This window comes from Pseudomonas tremae (assembly GCF_001401155.1).
Taxonomy (GTDB): Bacteria; Pseudomonadota; Gammaproteobacteria; order Pseudomonadales; family Pseudomonadaceae; genus Aquipseudomonas; species Aquipseudomonas tremae.
The window spans coordinates 14,683-35,371 of the sequence record NZ_LJRO01000278.1 but is presented as its reverse complement, the minus strand read 5'-3'; the positions used below and the strand labels follow the sequence as shown (position 1 = coordinate 35,371).

Below are 20,689 nucleotides of genomic sequence, written 5' to 3'. Positions count from 1 at the left end.
TATACCGCAAAGTGGTGCGTTTAAAGCACCTCGGATCACCTTCCGTCAGCGGCAATGCCGGGCAGGGGCGCAAGCATTGGCTGCAGTCGGTATGCGAGCCTGATAACTACCAGGGTGAAACCGAAGATTCGTCGCGCAGGCGTTGCGTCTTACATCACGAGAATCCTTGTCCTGCTTATCGAAGCAGCCTATGCGACTGTCAGCGCTGGTCAGCGTTTGTTTAACTGTTTCCACGACATTGAAGTCGCCTTTTTGACCTGACTCTCAAGGATGAGAACGTACACATGCAAAAAAATCTGAACATCTTGCTGACCCTGGCAATCTTTCTTTACCTGCCGTTTGCCAGCGCGGATGAACCCAATCTGGGCCTCTTCGTGATCATGCACGATCAGCTGACACAGCGTGAACGCGCCGAACTGAAAGAAAGCTACCTGCCCTCCCTGCTCGCCCAATTACACGACATCACCGGCCGCAGGACGACCGTCACATTTATCAAGGATGAGCCCGGCCTTACAAACTTCCACTATCGCGGGGACAACCTGGAAAAACTGCTCTACACGTTGTTCCAGGCGAGTATCGAATACGCAAACGCCAAGAACCTGCCGCGCCCCTCGGAGCGGCATAAATACGTGCTGGTGACGTCCAATAAAATCAATGGCGTGACACATGGCGTCGCGGCAACAAACTATCACGTCGCCGTGACGTCCCTTAAAGACGACAACACGCTGGCGCACGAGGTAGGCCACCTGTTTGGCGCTGAACATGAAGATGCAACGGGTTTCCCCTGCCAGACCATCATGTGGGGGAACGCCAGCACCTCGATCATCCCCTGTCATTACTTCAGCAAAGCCAACAAGGCGCTGATTCGCAGTTATGTAGCCAAGCTGGCTGTTCGCTAGGCAATCGGCCTGGCGTGAAGTACCGCGCCAGCCCCCTCATGCCTCATTCAGAAGAAGCGGCGCTTTCCAGCTTGCGCCACAGCAGGCGAACATTGGCCTTGCGCACCAGTGCGCAACGGTAAAGCCTGATCTCCAGCGGCACATGCCATTGCGGTCCGCCACACACCACCAGCTCACCGCGTGCGAGCTCGGCGCGCACACTCAGGTGCGGCACCCAGGCGATGCCCAGCCCTTCAAGCGCCATGCTTTTCAGGCTGTCTGCCATCGCCGTCTCATACACCGTCGTGAAGCGCAGATTGCGCTGGCGCAGCAACAGATTCACCGAGCGCCCGAGAAAGGCTCCCGCGCTGTAGGCGAGCAGCGGCACGCTCGCCTCGCCTTCCATATCGAACAAGGGCCGGCCATTGGCATCGGCGGCACACACCGGCAGCATTTCGGTATGCCCCAGATGCAGCGAAGGGAAGATCTCAGCGTCCATCTGCAGCGCCGCGTCGGGGTCGTAGAATGCCAGCATCAGGTCGCATCCCCCTTCGCGCAACGCATGCACGGCGTCCCCGACATTGGTGGCGACCAGTCGCGTCGCAATGTTCAGGCCTTCGTTGCGCAACTGGGCGATCCAGCGCGGGAAGAATCCGAGCGCCAGGGAGTGAGCTGCCGCCACCTGCATGACTTCGCCCTGACCACCCTCAAGATGATGCAGGTGGCGCACCACTTCGCCCAGTTGCTCGATTACCGTACGCGCCGTGACCAGAAACAGCTGCCCGGCTGCAGTCAACTCGATCGGTGTGCGTGTGCGGTTGACCAGCGTGAGCCCCAGCGCAGCCTCGAGACTGCGGATACGTCGACTGAACGCGGGCTGGGTCACGAAGCGGCGATCGGCCGCCTGGGAAAAGCTGCGAGTGGCCGCCAGGGCGCTGAAATCCTCCAGCCATTTGCTTTCCAGATTCATCAGGTCCTCCCGGACAATGGATGACTGCCTCGACAGGCGACTGCGCGTGCCCTGCAAGCACCGGTTTGAAGCGACCTCGATGGGACGTCCGGTAACGCAGTGCAGATACATGACCTGACCATCACCCGACGATATTGAACCGCAAACCAGGTGCGACATTTTGCCCTCTTTACGCTACGAGAGGAATCCAGGTCACACACCCATTATGCCGTTATTGCATAGGCCAGCGTTTAACAGCATTGGTCAAGCCGGAACGGCAGGCCCACTATTCGTGGCGTTCCGGCATTGTCCGTGCCTTTTTTGAGACTCTTCTTATCATGTCCTCGCCTGCATCATCGCGCATCGAAAAAGACCTGCTTGGTGTTCTCGAAGTACCTGCCAACGCTTATTACGGCATTCAGACTCTGCGGGCAGTGAACAACTTCCACCTTTCGGGTGTGCCGCTGTCGCATTACCCGAAACTGGTGGTGGCGCTGGCCATGGTCAAACAGGCTGCAGCGGATGCAAACCATCAGCTGGGACACCTCAATGACGCCAAGCATGCGGCCATCAGCGAGGCCTGTGCCCGTCTGATTCGCGGCGACTTCCACGATCAGTTCGTGGTCGACATGATTCAAGGCGGCGCCGGCACTTCAACCAACATGAATGCCAACGAAGTCATCGCCAATATTGCGCTGGAAACCATGGGTTTCGAGAAGGGTGAATACAAACACCTGCACCCGAACAACGACGTGAACATGGCGCAATCGACCAACGACGCCTACCCGACCGCGATCCGCCTGGGCCTGCTGCTGGGCCACGACGCGCTGCTTGCCAGCCTTTCCAGCCTGATTCAAGCGTTTGCCGCCAAGGGCGAAGAATTCAACCATGTGCTGAAAATGGGTCGCACCCAGTTGCAGGACGCAGTTCCGATGACCCTGGGTCAGGAATTCCGCGCCTTCGCCACCACCCTGACAGAAGACCTCAATCGCCTGCGCAGCCTGGCACCCGAGCTGCTGACTGAGGTCAACCTCGGCGGCACCGCCATCGGCACCGGCATCAATGCAGACCCTGGCTACCAGAAACTCGCTGTGGATCGTCTGGCGCTGATCAGCGGCCAGCCGCTGGTGCCGGCTGCCGACCTGATCGAAGCGACTTCCGACATGGGCGCGTTCGTGCTGTTCTCCGGCATGCTCAAGCGCACCGCAGTCAAGCTGTCGAAGATCTGCAACGACCTGCGCCTGCTGTCCAGTGGCCCGCGCACCGGCATCAACGAAATCAACCTGCCAGCGCGTCAACCCGGCAGCTCGATCATGCCCGGCAAGGTCAACCCGGTGATTCCGGAAGCAGTCAATCAGGTGGCCTTCGAGATCATCGGCAACGACCTGTCGCTGACCATGGCAGCCGAAGGTGGCCAGTTGCAGCTCAACGTCATGGAGCCGCTGATCGCCTACAAGATTTTCGATTCGATCCGCCTGCTGCAACGCGCCATGGACATGCTGCGCGAGCATTGCATCGTCGGTATTACCGCCAACGAACAGCGCTGCCGCGAACTGGTCGAGCACTCGATTGGTCTGGTCACCGCGCTTAACCCATACATCGGTTATGAAAACTCGACCCGTATCGCCCGTATTGCGCTGGAAACCGGCCGTGGCGTACTCGAACTGGTCCGCGAAGAAGGCCTGCTCGACGATGCCATGCTCGACGACATCCTGCGTCCGGAAAACATGATCGCCCCTCGTCTGGCCCCGTTGAAGGCCTGACAGGAATGAGCTGCGCAACCTGCTCACCAGATTGAGGGCCTAGACACCCCTCAATTTTTTGAGGGTCTGGAAGTGATTCTCCAGGCCCTTTTTTTTGCCTCCGGCACAGGACTCAGATATTGGATCCAGAGCCTTAGGTCCCTTATTTCTGCGGCATAATTCGCAGGAATATTCATTCAGTGTCGCGAATGAAGAATCAGCCTCACAAGAACGCGACTACAGACGTAAAAACTTTGCACCGGTATAGTGCGCCCCCTCAAAAGTAGCGAGGAATAACAAAAATGTTGGAAATGATTAACGACTTTCTCTCCGGTAAGGTACTGATCGTACTTATCGTTGGCCTGGGTAGTTACTTCACGATCCGCTCGCGTTTCGTCCAGTTTCGACACTTTTTCCACATGTTCTCGGTTTTTCGCGACAGTCTGCGCAGTAGCGCCGGCCAGCTGAGTTCGTTTCAGGCCCTGATGCTCAGCCTTGCGGGCCGCGTCGGTGCGGGCAACATTGCAGGCGTCGGCATTGCCGTGACGCTCGGTGGCCCGGGTGCTGTGTTCTGGATGTGGGTCACCGCATTGGTCGGCATGTCCAGCAGCTTCATCGAGTGTTCGCTTGCGCAGCTCTACAAGCGCAAGGATTCCGAGGGCCAGTTTCGTGGCGGTCCGGCGTATTACATCCAGCACGGCCTAGGTAAACGCTGGCTGGGTATGGTCATGGCCGTATTGCTGCTGGTGACCTTCGGTTTCGCCTTCAACGGCCTGCAATCCCACGCAGTGACGGACTCGTTGAAAAGCGCATTCAACATCGACACCACGACCACCGGCCTGTGCCTGGTTGTGCTGCTCGGCCTGGCCTTCATCGGCGGCATCAAGCGTATCGCGGCTATTTCCGATCTGCTGGTTCCGGTCAAGACCCTGATCTACATCGCAGTCACCATCTACGTCATCGTTCTGCAGATCGATCACGTTCCAGCCATGCTGATGACCATCGTCCGAAGCGCCTTCGGCATTGATCCAGTGTTTGGCGGCCTGATCGGCAGCGCGATCGTGATGGGCGTCAAGCGCGGCGTCTTCGCCAACGAAGCTGGCTTGGGCAGCGCGCCCAACGTAGCTGCTGTGGCGCACGTAGAACACCCAGTGGCGCAGGGTGTGGTTCAGGCGTTCAGCGTATTCCTCGACACTTTCGTCATCTGCACCTGCACCGCCCTGCTGATCCTGCTGTCGGGTATCTACGACATCGGTTATGACGGCAACGGCATCGTACTGGCGCAAAACTCGCTGGCCGCAGTGGTCGGTGACTGGGGTCGAATCTTCATCAGCGTGGCGCTGGCGCTGTTCGTCTTCACCTCGATTCTCTACAACTACTACCTGGGCGAAAACAGCCTGCGGTTTTTGTTTGGCGAGAAGCTCAAGGCCATCGTGCTTTACCGTATCGCGGTTCTGGCACTGATCCTGTGGGGTGCCGTGGTCGATCTGAAAGACGTGCTGGCCTTTGCAGACATCACCATGACCATGCTGGCGTTCGTCAACCTGATTGCGTTGGCCATGCTGTTCAAAGTCGTCAAGCGCATCCTCAACGACTACGATGCTCAGCGCCGTGCGGGCGTCAAGACGCCGGTGTTCGACTCCAGTCAGTTCCCGGACCTGGACCTGGACCGCAACGCATGGCCGGCCAACCCGACTCGCCAGTCGACACACGACGCCGAAATGGCCGCCAAGCCGGCGCCTGAAGCACGATAAAACGCGACGTTACGCCGGAGAAGAACCATGACTCTTGATGCACATAAACCCGCTCGACGCGTGATGGTTCTTTACACCGGCGGCACCATCGGCATGCAAGCCAGCGCCAACGGCCTGGCTCCCGCCTCGGGGTTCGAGGCGCGGATGGCAGGGCAACTGGCAGAGCACCCTGAACTGGTCGTACCGCAGTGGCACTTTCGCGAGATGTCGCCACTGATCGACAGCGCCAACATGACGCCAGCCTACTGGCTGCGCCTGCGGGACGCGGTGATCGAGGCGGTGGATGTCGACGGTTGCGATGCGGTGCTGGTACTGCACGGCACCGACACCCTGGCCTACAGCGCTGCGGCCATGTGCTTCCAGCTGCTGGGGTTCGACGCCCCGGTGGTGTTCACGGGTTCGATGCTGCCTGCCGGCGTGCAGGACAGCGATGCTTGGGAAAACGTCAATGGCGCCCTGCTCGCGCTGGGCTCAGGCCTGGTTTCCGGCGTGCAGCTGTACTTCCACGGACAACTGATGGCGCCCACCCGCTGCGCGAAAATCCGCAGCTTCGGGCGTCAGCCGTTTGCGCCCCTGCAACGCTCGCGCGGTGGTTTCTCCGCCGTTTCGCTACCGGATGCGCTGGATTACCGTCAGCCCAGAACGCTGGCCAATGTCGCGGTGCTGCCATTATTCCCCGGGATTGGCGCTGCGCAGCTCGACGGCCTGATCAACAGCGGTATTCAGGGCCTGGTGCTCGAATGCTTCGGCAACGGCACAGGGCCGAGCGACGATCCGCAATTCATTGCCAGTCTGGAAAACGCGCGCGCGCACGGCATCTGCGTGGTCGCGATCACTCAATGCCACGAAGGCGGTGTCGAGCTGGACGTGTATGAAGCGGGTAGCCGCCTGCGCAGCGCAGGCGTGCTTTCCGGGGGTGGCATGACCCGTGAGGCGGCGCTGGGCAAGTTGCATGCATTGCTTGGCGCAGGCCTGTCGACCGAGGACGTTCGCCGCCTGGTCGAACTGGATCTGTGTGGCGAGTTGCGTTAAGCCGCTGTAGCGGCCCTGCGTTGTCCGAGGCGTCCCGCACATGCGGAACGCCTCATCCTCTTTACGAAGCCTTGCTTTCTTCCTGCGCGCATCTGAGCATCGAATCGAGGTTGCGTTCGATGTTGTTGCACAGCGCATTCGTCTGAATTACGTGTTCACTGGCACGAAACGGGCTTTGCAGGTCGGTGCCGATCTTCTCGATAGCCAACAGCATGAAGCCCACCACGGTGGACGCGAGCGGCGTGAACCAGCCCAGTGTTTCCACCAGACCGATCGGTACGATCACGCAGAACAGCGTGATGAACAGCCTTGGGAATGCAACGTACGGATAAGGCAAAGGCGTGTTGGCAATACGCTCCATGCCGCCCTGGCAATTGGAAAGGTCCACCATGGTCGACTCCAGACGCGCCAGCCGAATGCTGTCCAGACGCCCCGCCTGGTACTCCTTCGCCAACAGTGCAGCTGACACATTGAGCACGTCGTTGGGAAAGTTGTTGGTGTCGTGGCGGCGCTCGAATTCCTCGCGGGGGATCAGTTGCTGGATCTCTTCGCCACACTCGACACCTTTCAAATGTGCCGACAGACACTTCACGTAGGCCACGTGGCGGCGCAGCAGAATAGGCTTGACCGGGTTGATACCGTCATCGTCCTCGACCAGCGTCAAGACCTGACGAGCAAAGCTGCGCGAGCTGTTGACCATTGCGCCCCACAGCGTTCGCGCTTCCCACCAGCGGTTGTAGGCACTGGAATTACGAAAGCTGGTCAGCACCACCAGCGCTGAGCCGAGCAAGGTCAGGGGTAACGAAGGCAGGTTGATCTTTCGATCGAAAAACAGCATGAAATCAACAGTAACAATGACATCCCAGATCAGCAGCCAAAAAAGCGACCAACCTACGTAACCAATGGTCTTGCCGAGAAAACGTACTTTCGAAATGATCGTTTGCTGCACAGGACTACCCCATTGATGATTAAGCGAGCGCGCATTCGAATCGCTATTGCCTGGCGTTTGAATGCCAATTCGGCAGATGGTTCGCAAACGGCCCGCTTTATCTCGGGGTATGAAACGTTTCAGCAGCCAGTCAATGCTACTTCCGGCCGCTCTCCGGTAAAGAACAACGGACGCAACCGGACACCGACCACGTTGCCGATGTAGGCAGCGATCAGCCACAGCCAGCCGTGCAGGCTGCCGGACGCAATACCGCTGAAATAGGCGCCAATGTTGCAACCGTAAGCCAGTCGGGAGCCGTAACCCAGCAGCAGCCCGCCGACAACCGCGGCAACCAGCGACCGCACAGGGATATCCAGGCTAGGCGCAAAACGTCCGGCCAGTCCGGCTGCCAGCAAGGCGCCCAGCATAATGCCGATGTCCATCACACTGGTGATGTCTTCCCACACAGGCGCGGCCAGAGCCTTGGCATTCGCAGCGCTCTGCCAGAACACCCAACTGCCGACATCGACGCCCAGACCGCTGGCTGCTTTCGCGCCCCACAGGGCGAATGCCGAGGTGATGCCCCAGGGACGCCCCGCCAGTGCCAGCGTCGCGTAATTCAGAATCGCCAGCGCCACGGCGCCCCAAATCAGAACCCACGGCCCGCGAAACACACGAGAGAAACCACGATGTTCAGTGGTGACCGGCGCTTCGAGCTGACCATGACGGCGCTTTTCCAGCTTGATGGTCGCCAGAGCGATCAAGGCAAACAGCGCCAGATTGGCGATCAGCGCCGGCAGTACGCCGAAGGTCTTGACCACTGAAATCGGCGGCAACGACGGCAAGGCAAACCACCAGTCCACATGATGGGTGGCAATCAGCGAGCCCAGGATGAAAAACAGGAGCGTCACCAGCATTCGCGCATTGCCGCCACCTGCAGTGAACAACGTGCCGGACGCACAGCCCCCGCCTAATTGCATGCCGATGCCGAAAATAAACGCACCAACCACGACCGACACGCCGACCGGCGCGACAAGACCGGTAACAGGCTGGCCAAACAGTGTGCCCGCGCCCAGCGCTGGAAAAAACAGCACTACGGCGACGGCCAGCATCACCATTTGCGCACGCAAGCCGGCGCCACGCCGTTCACGGATGAAAACCCGCCATGCCGACGTGAAACCGAATGCTGCGTGGTAAAGCGTAATCCCCAGCGCGGCGCCCACGAGCCATAACATGACCTGGCGAGTGCCAACGCTGAGCAGCAGAAACTGGGCGCCCATCAGCAGCAGGAACAACGCAGCCAGCGGCGCGCCGAACTTGCGTCCGGGTGTTGCAGTAAGAGAGTTGTTCATGGGTATCTCGAAGACAGGTAGCAGAAAGTGCGGAGTATACGGGTACTGCCGACCTACTCCGACCAAGCCACGCGTAGCCTGTTCAATGCATCCGCAATCGCGGGTTCCGGCACTGCGGCGAAACCCAGCACCAACCCGGCACGGTTATCCATAGGCTCGCAGGAGTCGGGTAGCCAGTATTCACTTAAGGCGTTCATTTCGACACCGACGCTCATGGCCTTGGCAATCAGCGCTTGCTCACGCGCGACGCTGTCCACTTTGATCATCACATGCAGGCCCGCCACGACTCTGGGCATCGCCTGGCAGCCGGCAATATTCTCAGGCCAGCCGGCCAGCAGCGCATCTCGACGACTGAGCGCTGCACGACGCATGCGGCGGATGTGTCGTTGAAAATGCCCAGCTGCCATGAACTGAGCCATGACCGCCTGAACACTGATTTCGGTATGGCGCATGTCCACAGCCTTACGCTGGCTGAACGGCTGAACCAGGGCTGCAGGGAGAACCAGATACCCAAGGCGCAAAGCCGGAAAAGCAATTTTGCCAAACGTGCCGACATACAGCACACGGCCCGTCTGATCGAGTGCAGCCAGCGGCGCCAAAGGTGCGCCGCTGTAACGGTACTCACCGTCGTAATCATCTTCGACGATCCAGCTCTGGTTCTTTTCGGCCCAAGCCAGCAGTTCCAGCCGGCGCGCCAGACTCATGACCACGCCTGTGGGGTATTGATGCGAAGGCGTGACATACGCCAGCCTGCAATCCGACTGGTCTAGATCGGCGCAGCGCATACCCTCAGCATCGACAGCCACACCCTGCAATCGGGCACCAGCCACGGCGAACGCATGACCGGCAGCGCGGTAGCCCGGATTCTCGACGGCGACAGCCTCCCCCGGCGCCAACAGCAATTGTGCACAAAGGCTTATGGCATGTTGCGCGCCGCTGGTGATCACAATTTGCTCAGCACGACAGTGCAGCCCTCGCGAAGAACGCAGATAGACTGCAATCAGCTCTCGCAAATGCCACTCTCCCGCAGCAGCGCCATAGCCTAACTGGTGAAGATCAGGCCTACGCCAGAAAGCCGCATACAGCCTGCCCCACAGCGCAAACGGGAACAGATCGAACGCCGGAACGCCCACCCTGAACGCCTTGGGACCTTCGCCTGACGGGTCGCGCAACTGATGGCTTTCGATCAACTTCATTGCCCGGCTGTGGATAACTTGTTCGCCAATATCCGCAGGATTTTCTGCGCTTTCTGTGGACAAGGCTGTGCATAAGCCTGTGGGCAAACCTGTGGACAAGTTGGTGGATAGTTTTCTGCCAGGGTTGTCCTGAAGCGCAGGACGGCTGCTGGAAAGCTGCGCAACGTAAGTACCATCGCCCACCCGCCCCTCGATGAAACCTTCCGCGTAGAGCTGATCGTATGCACGCATCACGCTGTTGCGAGAAATAGCCAATGACTTCGCCAGGTCTCGGCTGGCCGGCAACCGCGTTGCACCGCTCAAGCGGCCGTCGAGGATGCGCTCACGCAGAACCGCATAAAGCTGTTTACTCAACCCCTGGCGCGGGTCCAGCTGCACACCGATGAGGGTAGACGGGAATACAACGTGGTCTGCGGGCATCCGATTGGCTCTATCAAATAGACTGAAAGTGGATCTTACAACGAACCAATACCTTGCCTAGGATGGCCCCGGTCTGCCAAGGAAAATCACCATGTATATACCGAATGCTTTCCAGGAAAACGAAACGCTCAACCTGCATGAGCAAATGGACCAAACCCGCTTGGCGATTCTCGTGACGCAGGGTGAGGACGGTCTGCATGCGACCCACCTGCCGCTGCTATTGCGGCGTAGCGAAGGCCTTCATGGCACTCTTTACGGGCATCTGGCCAAGGCCAACCCGCAATCGCAGCAACTGAGCGCCGGCGTCGAAGCGATGGTGATCTTCCCGGGAGATGATGCTTACGTCAGCCCGTCGTTCTACCCGAGCAAGGCTGAACACGGAAAGGTCGTACCTACCTGGAACTACCTGGCCGTACACGCTTACGGTCACGCCAGCGGCTTCAATGACCCGGAACGCCTGCACCGATTGTTGAGCGACCTGACCGATCGGCACGAGTCTGATCGTAAACAGCCATGGTCGATCACTGATGCGCCTGCGGACTACATCGCCAAAATGCTCGGCGCAATCGTCGGGTTTGCCCTTCCCGTGCAGCGCCTGCAGGGCAAACGCAAACTCAGCCAGAACCGCAATGCCCGGGACCTTGCCGGCGTGCGCGATGGCCTCGCTGCCAGCGAGCATGCAAACGACCAGCAAATCGCTCGCTGGATGAGCTGAAAGGAGAAATTCATGAAAGATATACGCATCCGCCCCGTCGCTGCCGAGCATCATCAGGCCTGGCTACCCCTTTGGCAGGCCTACCTAAGCTTTTACAAGACCGAACTCGCTGCTGGCGTGAGCGAAGTGACCTGGGCACGCATGATCGACCCGAACGAAGCCACCCATTCGGCGCTGGCATGGCTGGATGGCAAGGCGGTGGGTATGGTGAACTTCATCTATCACCGCTCCAACTGGAGCATCCACAATGCGTGCTACCTGCAGGACCTGTTCGTCGCCCCGGAGCAGCGTGGTACGGGCGTCGGCAGGCAGTTGATCGAGTTCGTCTACGCCACCGCCAAGGCCGATGGCTGTGACAAGGTGCATTGGCTGACCCATGAAAGCAACGCTACGGCCATTCAGTTGTACGAGCGGATTGCCGAGCGGCCTGGCCTAATCCAATTTCGCAAAGCGCTCTGAAACGGGAAGTAATCCATGTCTGACACGCTGCTCGACTGGCAGGCCGCCACACTGCCGACACCGCAAACACTGAAAGGCCGTTTCATTCGCCTGGAAAAGCTCGATGTCGCGCGTCACGGGGATGACGTGTGGGCCGCGCTTCAAGGACCGGGAGCCGACCCGAAGCTTTGGGACTATCTGCCTTATGGCCCTTTTATCGACCGCGATGCGTTTGATGCATGGCTGACCGGGCACCAAGCCACCAGCGACCCCTGGTTTTATGCCATCGTCGATCAACATACCTACAAGGCGCAAGGCGTCATCAGCCTGATGTCGATCGTGGCGGCGCACGGCCGGATCGAAATAGGCCATGTCACCTTCAGCGCAGCCATGCAGCGCACACCAAAAGGCACCGAGGCCATTTACCTGCTGGCCAAAGAAGCCTTTGCGCTGGGTAATCGACGCCTGGAATGGAAATGCAACGCCAACAACGCCCGCTCCAGACGCGCTGCCGAACGGTTCGGCTTCAGCTACGAAGGCACCTTCCGCCAGCACATGGTGGTGAAGGGACAGAGCAGAGACACGAACTGGTACTCGATAATCGACAGCGAATGGCCAGCCATGCAACGGGCATTTGAAAGTTGGCTGGCTGTGGATAACTTTGCGAATGGGCAGCAGATCAAGGGTCTTGAAGCGTTTCGATGAAGCAAGCGACCGGGCAGTTTCAGGGCAGCTTCGCAGCCCATCGTAACCTCCTGAAACTCCCACGCCCTGCGGGCATCAACTATCGTGCGACGCAGAGCGTCAAGAACTGCATTCCCACGCTGGAGCGTGCGGAACGAGAATCTCGACTATCGTGCCGGTACTCTGCATCCCCTTTGCGGCTGAGCCCGCCTGTAGAAAAAAAAGGGAAGCCACGAGTGCTTCCCTGAGGTAAACGGTTGAATTAGCCGAGGCGGCTGATCAGCTTTCGATCTCGACCAGTATCTCGCCCGGATTGACGCGGTCGCCCTTCGCAACATGGATTGCCGCGACCTTGCCCGCGACGGATGCCTGGACTTCGGTTTCCATCTTCATGGCCTCAGTGATCAGCACAGCCTGACCGGCCTTGACCATGTCGCCCTCCTTGACCAACACATCCACGATGTTGCCCGGCATGGCGGTGCTGACGTGACCAGGGGCGTTGGCCTGCTTGCGCTTGCTGGCGCCACCGCCGACAAATTCATTGAGGGGTTCGAACACCACTTCTTCCGGCATGCCATCGATGGTCAGGTAGAAATGACGCTTGCCCTCGGCCTTGACGCCCACACCGGTGATGTCGACCCGGTAGGTTTCACCGTGTACATCAATGACGAACTCGGTCGGCACACCCTCGCCGCCCGCTTTGGCAACGCTGCCGGCCTCGGGAATCGGCAGCAACACTTCCGGCGTCAGCGTTCCGGCCGCGCGATCTTCAAGAAACTTTCGGCCAATGTCCGGGAACATCGCGAAGGTCAGCACGTCCTCTTCGGATTTGGCCAGCGCGCCAACGTCGGCGCGCAGCTTGGTCATCTCCGGCCGGAGCAGGTCGGCGGGACGAACATCAATCAGTTCTTCATTGCCAATCGCCTGACGACGCAGCTTCTCGTCGACTTGCCCCGGCGCCTTGCCATACCCGCCTTGAAGATAGAGTTTCACTTCATTGGTGATGGTCTTGTAACGCTCGCCAGCCAGCACATTGAAGAACGCCTGAGTGCCGACGATTTGCGAGGTCGGCGTCACCAGCGGTGGGTAACCCAGGTCTTTACGCACCCTGGGGATTTCCGCCAGCACTTCGCTCATGCGATTGAGCGCGCCCTGCTCTTTGAGCTGGTTGGCCAGGTTGGAAATCATCCCGCCAGGCACCTGATTGACCTGCACACGGGTGTCCACTGCCGTGAATTCGCTTTCGAACTGGTGATACTTCTTACGCACTGCATAGAAATACAGACCGATTTCCTGCAGCAACTCCAGGTCCAGACCGGTATCGAACTCGCTGCCCTTGAGGGCCGCAACCATCGATTCGGTGCCAGGGTGGCTGGTGCCCCAAGCGAAGCTGGAGATTGCGGTATCGATATGGTCGGCGCCGCTTTCGATCGCCTTGAGCTGACACATCGCGGCCAGACCGGCCGTGTCATGCGAGTGAATGAACACCGGCAGCGACTGCTCGCTTTTCAGCGCCCTGACCAACTCGCCCGTGGCATAAGGCGTCAACAGGCCGGCCATGTCCTTGATCGCCACCGAGTCGCAACCCATCGCCTCCATCTGCCGGGCCTGCGCAACGAACGCCTCGATCGTGTGCACAGGGCTGGTGGTGTACGCGATTGTGCCCTGCGCATGCTTGCCGGCGGCTTTCACCGCCTCGATGGCAACGCGCAGGTTACGCACGTCGTTCATCGCATCGAAAATCCGGAACACGTCGATACCATTCACCGCCGCCTTGGCCACGAACGCCTTGACCACGTCATCGCTGTAATGCCGATAACCGAGAAGGTTCTGACCGCGCAGGAGCATTTGCAGACGCGTATTGGGCAACGCCGCGCGCAGCTGACGCAGGCGCTCCCAAGGGTCTTCCTTGAGAAAGCGCACGCAGGCATCGAACGTTGCCCCGCCCCAGACCTCCAGCGACCAGTAGCCGACCTTGTCGAGCTTGCCGCAGATCGGCAGCATGTCTTCAGTGCGCATGCGGGTCGCCAGCAGCGATTGGTGAGCGTCACGCAGGATGGTATCGGTTACGAAAATCTTCTTGGACATTTCAATATTCCTTACAGACCGGCGTGTGCGGCAATGGCGGCGGCAATGGCCAGAGCCAGCTCTTCGGGTTTGCGCTTGATCGAGTAATTGGTCAGCTCGGGGTGGCTCTCGACAAAACTGGTGTTGAACTCACCACTGCGAAATTCCGGGTTGCGCAGGATTTCCTGGTAATACGCCGCCGTGGTCTTCACCCCTTGCAGGCGCATGTCGTCCAGAGCGCGCAGGCCGCGATCCATTGCTTCTTCCCAGGTCAGCGCCCAGACGATCAGCTTCAGGCACATCGAGTCGTAGAACGGCGGAATGGTGTAGCCGGTATAAATAGCCGTGTCGGTACGCACACCAGGCCCGCCGGGCGCGTAATAACGAGTGATCTTGCCGAAACTGGGCAGGAAGTTGTTCTTCGGGTCCTCGGCGTTGATTCGGAACTGCAAAGCAAAACCGCGGTGGATAATGTCCTCCTGCTTGACCGACAGAGGCAGTCCGGACGCGATGCGGATCTGCTCGCGGACAATGTCGATACCGGTGATTTCTTCGGTAATGGTGTGCTCGACCTGCACACGGGTGTTCATCTCCATGAAGTACACCTCGCCCTCGGCGAGCAGAAACTCCACAGTGCCAGCGTTTTCGTAACCGACAGCCTTGGCGGCACGCACCGAAAGATCGCCGATGTAGGCGCGCTGTTCAGGCGTTAATTGAGGGCTGGGAGCGATCTCGATCAGCTTCTGGTTACGACGTTGTATCGAGCAGTCGCGCTCGAACAGATGCACCACATTGCCGAAGCTGTCGCCCAGAATCTGCGCTTCGATGTGCTTGGGGTTGACGATGCACTTTTCCAGAAAGACTTCTGCCGAGCCAAAGGCTTTGGTCGCCTCGGAAATCACCCGGGGGAACGCCTGCTCCAGCTCCTCACGGCTGTTGCAACGCCGGATGCCGCGCCCGCCACCGCCGGAAGTGGCCTTGAGCATGACCGGATAGCCAATGCGTTCGCCTTCGACCAATGCTTCCTGAATGTCGGCCACATTGCCCTCGGTGCCGGGCGTTACCGGCACCCCGGCCTTGATCATGCTGCGCCGCGCTTCGGTCTTGTCGCCCATGCGCCGTATCACTTCCGCCGAAGGGCCGATGAACTTGATGCCGCGTTCGGCGCAGATATCAGCCAGTTCGGCGTTTTCAGACAGAAAACCATAACCGGGGTGAAGCGCATCGCACCCGGTTTCCACGGCCAGATTGACCAGCTTGCGCGGGTTCAGGTAGCCCGCCAGCGGTTCGGCACCAATGCTGTAGGCTTCGTCCGCACGCTTGACGTGCAAGGCATGCCGGTCAGCATCGGAGAATATCGCCACCGAGCGAATGCCCATTTCGGCACACGCGCGCACGATGCGGACGGCGATCTCTCCGCGGTTGGCGATCAGAATTTTTGTTATCACTGATGATTCCTCGACCCTAAAGACCAAACCGGTCAGCACATCCAGGCAAGCGCTGTACCCGCACTTTTTTGTAACCTGGCATGTGACTCGATGTCGCAGGCACACCCTAGTCCGGATCAGGGATTAACAAAAATGAGTAAAAATTGGGTCGTACATAAGTAAAAGCTTATAGTTGCTTTTCCTACACGATCAAAAAGGCTTTTTGAATGCGTAAGTCCTTGATGCGCATGACATTGCGTCAGCTGCGCATTTTCAACGAAGTGTGCGATCTGCGCTCATACAGCCGCGCAGCCGAAGAAATGTCGCTGACCCAGCCTGCCGTCAGCTTGCAGATAAAGCAGCTTGAAGAGCTGATCGGCCAGCCGCTGTTCGAATACGTCGGCAAGAAGCTCTACCTGACCGAGGCGGCCGAAGCACTGCAGCTGGCCAGCCGGGATATTTTCGGGCGCCTGGAAAATCTGGACATGCAGCTGTCGGACATGCAGGGATCGCTGCAAGGCCAACTGAAGCTGGCCGTAGAGTCGAGCTGCAAGTATTTCATCCCGCACCTGTTCGCCGCGTTCAAACGTCGCTACCCGGAAGTCAGTCTCAGCTTGATGGTGGTCAATCGTGCGCAGATCATCAGGCGATTGTCGGATAACCGCGACGATCTGGTAGTGATGTCAGCAGTTCCACTAGACATGGGACTAGAGTTTCTGCCGTTCCTGAATAACCCGATAGTCGCCATCGCGCCACCGGATCATCCGCTGAGCAGTCGTGAAACACTGAACTTGAGGGATCTCGAGCCGTGGCCACTGCTGACCCGGGAAACAGGCTCGGGCACCCGTAGAGCCTGCGAGGAATACTTCAAAGAGAAACACGTGCATTTCGCCCAGACGCTTGAGGTGTCGTCCAGTGAGGCCCAACGCGAATGCGTGGTGGCTGGCCTGGGCCTGGCCATGCTGACGCGGCACGCAGTCTGCCACGAACTCGCCACCGGCACGCTCGTGGAGCTGCCCGTGGCGGAGCTGCCGTTATACCGAAGCTGGTGCGTGGTTCAGGCCAGAGACAAACGCCTTTCGCCTGTCGCGAATGCGTTTCTGGCGTTCATCCGCACCGAACGTGCGCAGATCACCCAGCTTGTCGAGCGCTTCGACGGTCGACCGCAGGCAACTTGATAGTCTGCCAGACGGCGCTGTGCATGCCTTCCATATAGTCGCAAAGCTCCTGATTGAGCTGACGCGCTTCACTGTAGCTCTCAATTGCCCGACGAAACTCCATGCGACGCTGATCTTCCTGCTGACGGCGGGTTTTCACGGTGCTGTTGGGTAAATCATCGTAATGCCGAGCCATGTCCTGTCTCCCAATACGTTTTACGGGAGCATCAGAATGAGGCGCACGAGTGACAGTCAGGCGGCACGCAGGTGACAAATCGATGAATTCTGCTCTGTCAGCGGTAATCAGTCTTCGTGGGTCTTGATCGACTTCGGCGACAGGCGCAAGCCGCGCAGGCTGCGCTTTACGCTCTTCAGGTGATTGACCAGGCTCGGGCCCCGCGCCATGGCGACACCCATCGCAAGCACATCGATGACCACCAGATGCGCAATGCGGGAAGTCAACGGCGTGTAGATTTCGGTGTCTTCATGCACGTCGATGGCCAGATTGACCGAGGACAGTTCTGCCAGCGGCGTCTGGCTGGGGCACAACGTGATCAGGGTTGCACCGCTCTCGCGAACCAGATTGGCCGTGATCAGCAAATCCTTGGAACGCCCCGACTGGGAGATACACACGGCTACATCGGTGGGCTTGAGCGTAACGGCCGACATGGCCTGCATGTGCGGGTCGGAATAGGCCGCTGCCGTCAGCAATAAGCGGAAGAACTTGTGCTGCGCATCGGCAGCCACCGCGCCAGAGGCACCGAAACCGTAGAACTCGACCCGGTTGGCACCGGCCATCGCTGTCACGGCCAGTTGCAGCGCGTGAGGGTCAAGGTTTTCACGCACCTCCATCAGCGTGTGCAGCGTGGTGTCGAAAATCTTCAGGCTGTAGTCAGCGACCGAATCGTCTTCATGAATCGCGAACTGCCCAAAACTGGCACCCGCCGCCAGGCTCTGGGCCAGCTTGAGCTTGAGGTCCTGAAACCCGGTGCAACCGATGGCGCGGCAGAACCGCACAATGGTCGGCTCGCTGATCCCGACGCTGTGCGCCAGATCAGCCATGGAACTGTGCATCACGGCCGCAGGGTCAAGCAGCACATGGTCGGCTACCTTGAGCTCCGATTTGCGAAGCAGATCACGTGACTGGGCGATGTGTTGCAGCAGATTCAAGAGGCAGACTCGGCAAGAGGATTATGGGCTGGGTGTAGCTTTCTTGTAGTTATACTACATGACCTGCAAACCGCCCAGTTAAACGACGCTGAGACGCACTGCACAGGCTTTGAAAGGATAATTCGCAAAAAAATGTGGGAATAATCCTACATCATGGGAAAGGACGAACCCACCTGGCGGGCTGCTCGATAAGTAAAAGTAGCCGGGGCACATCCGACGCGCACCGCAGGCGATGACCGGTCGTCTGCACCGTCTGTTTTTTGTTGTCTGACGCAAAGCATGGTTTGCCGACCTTGGCGCAGCACCCTAGAATGCGCCGATGCGCGATGATCTCTCTCTTCTTCTTAATTCTCTCAACGATGCCCAACGTCAGGCCGTAGCCGCCTCATTGGGTCGTCAGTTGGTCCTGGCCGGTGCAGGCTCCGGCAAAACCCGTGTGCTGGTGCATCGCATCGCCTGGCTGATGCAGGTCGAGCAAGCCTCGCCGCATTCGGTGCTGTCGGTGACGTTCACCAACAAGGCGGCTGCCGAGATGCGTCACCGCATCGAACAGCTGATGGGCATCAGCCCGGCCGGCATGTGGGTGGGCACCTTTCACGGCCTGGCACACCGCCTGTTGCGTGCGCACTGGCAGGAAGCCGGGCTGGTGCAGACCTTCCAGATTCTCGACAGCGATGACCAGCAACGCTTGGTCAAACGTGTGATGCGCGAGCTTGGCCTGGATGAGCAACGCTGGCCCGCGCGTCAGGCCCAGTGGTTCATCAACGGTCAGAAAGACGAGGGTCTGCGCCCCAAGCACATTCAGGCCAGCGGCGACCTTTTCCTGACCACCATGAAAAGCGTCTACGAAGCCTACGAAGCCGCCTGCCAGCGGGCCGGCGTCATCGACTTCTCCGAACTGCTGCTGAGAGCGCTCGACCTGTGGCGCGACAATCCGGGCCTGCTCGCGCACTATCAGCGTCGCTTCCGCCACGTATTGGTCGACGAATTCCAGGACACCAACGCCGTGCAGTACGCTTGGTTGCGTCTGCTGGCCCAAGGTGGCGACAGCCTGATGGTGGTCGGCGACGATGATCAGTCCATTTACGGCTGGCGCGGCGCGAAGATCGAGAATATCCACCAATATTCATCCGATTTCCCGGACACAGAAGTCATACGTCTGGAGCAGAACTACCGTTCCACGGCGAGCATTCTCAAGGCCGCCAATGGCTTGATCATCAACAACAGCGGTCGTTTGGGTAAAGAGCTGTGGACCGATGTCGGTGATGGTGAGCTGATCAATCTGTACGCCGCCTTCAACGAGCACGACGAAGCGCGCTACGTGGTCGAGACCATTGAAAGCGCATTGAAAACCGGTATATCGCGCAACGATATCGCCATTCTCTACCGCTCCAACGCCCAGTCGCGAGTGCTGGAAGAAGCACTGCTGCGCGAGCGCATTCCATACCGGATCTATGGCGGGCAGCGCTTCTTCGAACGCGCCGAGATCAAGAACGCGATGGCGTACATGCGCCTGCTGGAAGGCCGCGGTAACGATGCGGCGCTGGAGCGGGTGATCAACGTACCGGCGCGCGGCATCGGTGAGAAAACCGTCGAAGCCATTCGCGAGCATGCGCGTCATGCCGACGTTTCCATGTGGGAAGCCATGCGTCTGCTGGTCGCCAACAAGGGCCTGACCGGCCGCGCGGCCACTGCGCTGGGCGGGTTTATCGAACTCATCGAGAACCTGTCCGCCAAGGTCATGGAAATGCCGCTGCACCTGATGACCCAGACGGTCATCGAACAGTCCGGGCTGATCGCGTATCACGAACAGGAAAAAGGCGAGAAAGGCCAGGCTCGCGTAGAAAACCTTGAGGAACTGGTCAGCGCTGCACGGGCCTTCGAGAACCACGAGAGCGAAGAAGATCTGACACCATTGGCGGCCTTCCTGGGCCATGCGTCACTGGAAGCTGGCGATACGCAGGCGCAGGAACACGAAGACAGTATTCAGTTGATGACCTTGCACAGCGCCAAGGGTCTGGAATTCCCGCATGTGTTTCTGGTGGGCATGGAAGAAGGGCTGTTCCCGCACAAGATGAGCCTGGAAGAACCGGGTCGCCTGGAAGAAGAACGCCGTCTGGCCTACGTGGGCATTACCCGCGCGATGAAACAGCTGGTGATGACCTACGCCGAAACGCGTCGCCTGTACGGCAGCGAGACCTACAACAAGGTCTCGCGATTCGTGCGGGAGATTCCACCTGCGCTGATTCAGGAAGTGCGCTTGTCCAACAGCGTCAACCGTCCGTTCGGTGGCACGCCGAAGTTCAACAGCAGCAGCCTGTTCAACGGCACCGGCATTCCGGAAACCGAGTTCACCATGGGCCAGCGTGTGCAGCACGCGGTGTTTGGCGAAGGCGTGATCCTCAACTTCGAAGGCGCAGGCGCTCAGGCGCGCGTGCAGGTCAACTTCTCCGAAGGCAGCAAGTGGCTGATGATGGGGTATGCGAAGCTGGTGCCGTTGTAGGCCGAACGGCATGGACGTGAATATCGTTCCCACTCAGCGTGGTAATGCAGTTCCAGACGCTCTGCTTAGGGCTGGAATGCGCGGTGCAACGCAGATTTATGACGCGAAGCGTCACCCAACGCATTCCCACGCTGAAGTGATGAACGATAACCCTCATGCACATCTTACGAAGCGCGCTGAAAAGTCCTACGCTATTTGTGTAAAAGTCCGAAACACTAACGCGCTGGTCACACAGGCCTCTGCTGTGCAACATGGCGCGCATGCAATCACAAAACGG

Annotated in this window: 17 protein-coding genes; 9 read left to right on the top strand and 8 right to left on the bottom strand. The window is 59.1% G+C overall.

Features of this window, described 5'->3' with window-relative positions; genetic code table 11:
• The first annotated feature begins 284 nt into the window (after positions 1-284).
• Positions 285-899, top strand: a complete 615-nt coding sequence (locus ALO43_RS16465) for a M12 family metallo-peptidase (protein ID WP_005895089.1) — start codon at positions 285-287, stop codon at positions 897-899.
• A 43-nt stretch (positions 900-942) separates the two neighbouring features.
• On the opposite strand, the gene ALO43_RS16460 is transcribed toward ALO43_RS16465, so the two are convergent.
• Positions 943-1,848, bottom strand: a complete 906-nt coding sequence (locus ALO43_RS16460) for a LysR substrate-binding domain-containing protein (protein WP_005895087.1) — start codon at positions 1,846-1,848, stop codon at positions 943-945.
• A 317-nt stretch (positions 1,849-2,165) separates the two neighbouring features.
• Between ALO43_RS16460 and aspA the strand changes: the two genes are divergently transcribed.
• The 3 genes from aspA (at position 2,166) to ALO43_RS16445 (ending at position 6,355) form a co-directional block, all read left to right on the top strand.
• On the top strand, positions 2,166-3,590 hold the full coding sequence (aspA, locus tag ALO43_RS16455; RefSeq protein ID WP_003432831.1) for an aspartate ammonia-lyase: 1,425 nt from the start codon (positions 2,166-2,168) through the stop codon (positions 3,588-3,590).
• A 281-nt stretch (positions 3,591-3,871) separates the two neighbouring features.
• Entirely contained in the window at positions 3,872-5,323 is a 1,452-nt protein-coding gene (locus ALO43_RS16450) for an alanine/glycine:cation symporter family protein (protein ID WP_005895082.1), read from the top strand.
• Positions 5,324-5,350: 27 nt separating this feature from the next.
• Entirely contained in the window at positions 5,351-6,355 is a 1,005-nt protein-coding gene (locus tag ALO43_RS16445) for an asparaginase (RefSeq protein ID WP_024669529.1), read from the top strand.
• 61 nt (positions 6,356-6,416) lie between these two features.
• Here the strand turns inward: ALO43_RS16445 and ALO43_RS16440 are convergent, their stop codons facing one another.
• The 3 genes from ALO43_RS16440 to pdxR form a co-directional block, all read right to left on the bottom strand.
• Complete coding sequence (locus ALO43_RS16440) at positions 6,417-7,304, bottom strand: bestrophin family protein (RefSeq protein ID WP_005895078.1); 888 nt, start codon at positions 7,302-7,304, stop codon at positions 6,417-6,419.
• 119 nt (positions 7,305-7,423) lie between these two features.
• Entirely contained in the window at positions 7,424-8,635 is a 1,212-nt protein-coding gene (locus ALO43_RS16435; protein WP_054997813.1) for a YeeE/YedE family protein, read from the bottom strand.
• A 53-nt stretch (positions 8,636-8,688) separates the two neighbouring features.
• Positions 8,689-10,251 (bottom strand): MocR-like pyridoxine biosynthesis transcription factor PdxR, encoded by a 1,563-nt coding sequence (gene pdxR / locus ALO43_RS16430; protein ID WP_024690209.1) that lies wholly within the window; start codon positions 10,249-10,251, stop codon positions 8,689-8,691.
• A 91-nt stretch (positions 10,252-10,342) separates the two neighbouring features.
• Here pdxR and ALO43_RS16425 point away from each other — a divergent pair, with 91 nt between their 5' ends.
• The 3 genes from ALO43_RS16425 to ALO43_RS16415 are packed head-to-tail and all read left to right on the top strand — an operon-like array spanning position 10,343 to position 12,109.
• A complete protein-coding gene (locus ALO43_RS16425) occupies positions 10,343-10,966 on the top strand; it encodes an FMN-binding negative transcriptional regulator (protein WP_024669532.1) in 624 nt (207 codons plus the stop codon).
• 12 nt (positions 10,967-10,978) lie between these two features.
• A complete protein-coding gene (locus tag ALO43_RS16420; protein ID WP_054997812.1) occupies positions 10,979-11,425 on the top strand; it encodes a GNAT family N-acetyltransferase in 447 nt (148 codons plus the stop codon).
• A 15-nt stretch (positions 11,426-11,440) separates the two neighbouring features.
• Positions 11,441-12,109, top strand: a complete 669-nt coding sequence (locus tag ALO43_RS16415; protein ID WP_053931741.1) for a GNAT family N-acetyltransferase — start codon at positions 11,441-11,443, stop codon at positions 12,107-12,109.
• Positions 12,110-12,367: 258 nt separating this feature from the next.
• Here ALO43_RS16415 and oadA read toward each other — a convergent pair whose 3' ends face one another.
• Entirely contained in the window at positions 12,368-14,176 is a 1,809-nt protein-coding gene (oadA, locus tag ALO43_RS16410; protein WP_005895057.1) for a sodium-extruding oxaloacetate decarboxylase subunit alpha, read from the bottom strand.
• Positions 14,177-14,187: 11 nt separating this feature from the next.
• Positions 14,188-15,603 (bottom strand): acetyl-CoA carboxylase biotin carboxylase subunit, encoded by a 1,416-nt coding sequence (locus tag ALO43_RS16405; RefSeq protein ID WP_005895054.1) that lies wholly within the window; start codon positions 15,601-15,603, stop codon positions 14,188-14,190.
• Positions 15,604-15,809: 206 nt separating this feature from the next.
• Here ALO43_RS16405 and ALO43_RS16400 point away from each other — a divergent pair, with 206 nt between their 5' ends.
• Positions 15,810-16,760: a LysR family transcriptional regulator gene (locus tag ALO43_RS16400; protein WP_005895051.1), complete on the top strand. Its 951-nt coding sequence runs from the start codon at positions 15,810-15,812 to the stop codon at positions 16,758-16,760.
• On the opposite strand, the gene ALO43_RS16395 is transcribed toward ALO43_RS16400, so the two are convergent.
• Positions 16,714-16,899 (bottom strand): PA3496 family putative envelope integrity protein, encoded by a 186-nt coding sequence (locus tag ALO43_RS16395; RefSeq protein ID WP_005895046.1) that lies wholly within the window; start codon positions 16,897-16,899, stop codon positions 16,714-16,716. The genes ALO43_RS16400 and ALO43_RS16395 overlap by 47 nt on opposite strands.
• 143 nt (positions 16,900-17,042) lie before the next feature.
• Entirely contained in the window at positions 17,043-17,909 is an 867-nt protein-coding gene (gene hexR / locus ALO43_RS16390) for a transcriptional regulator HexR (RefSeq protein WP_005895044.1), read from the bottom strand.
• A 319-nt stretch (positions 17,910-18,228) separates the two neighbouring features.
• On the opposite strand from hexR, the gene uvrD reads away from it, so the two are divergent.
• Positions 18,229-20,412 (top strand): DNA helicase II, encoded by a 2,184-nt coding sequence (gene uvrD, locus ALO43_RS16385; protein WP_005895041.1) that lies wholly within the window; start codon positions 18,229-18,231, stop codon positions 20,410-20,412.
• Positions 20,413-20,689 lie beyond the last annotated feature (277 nt).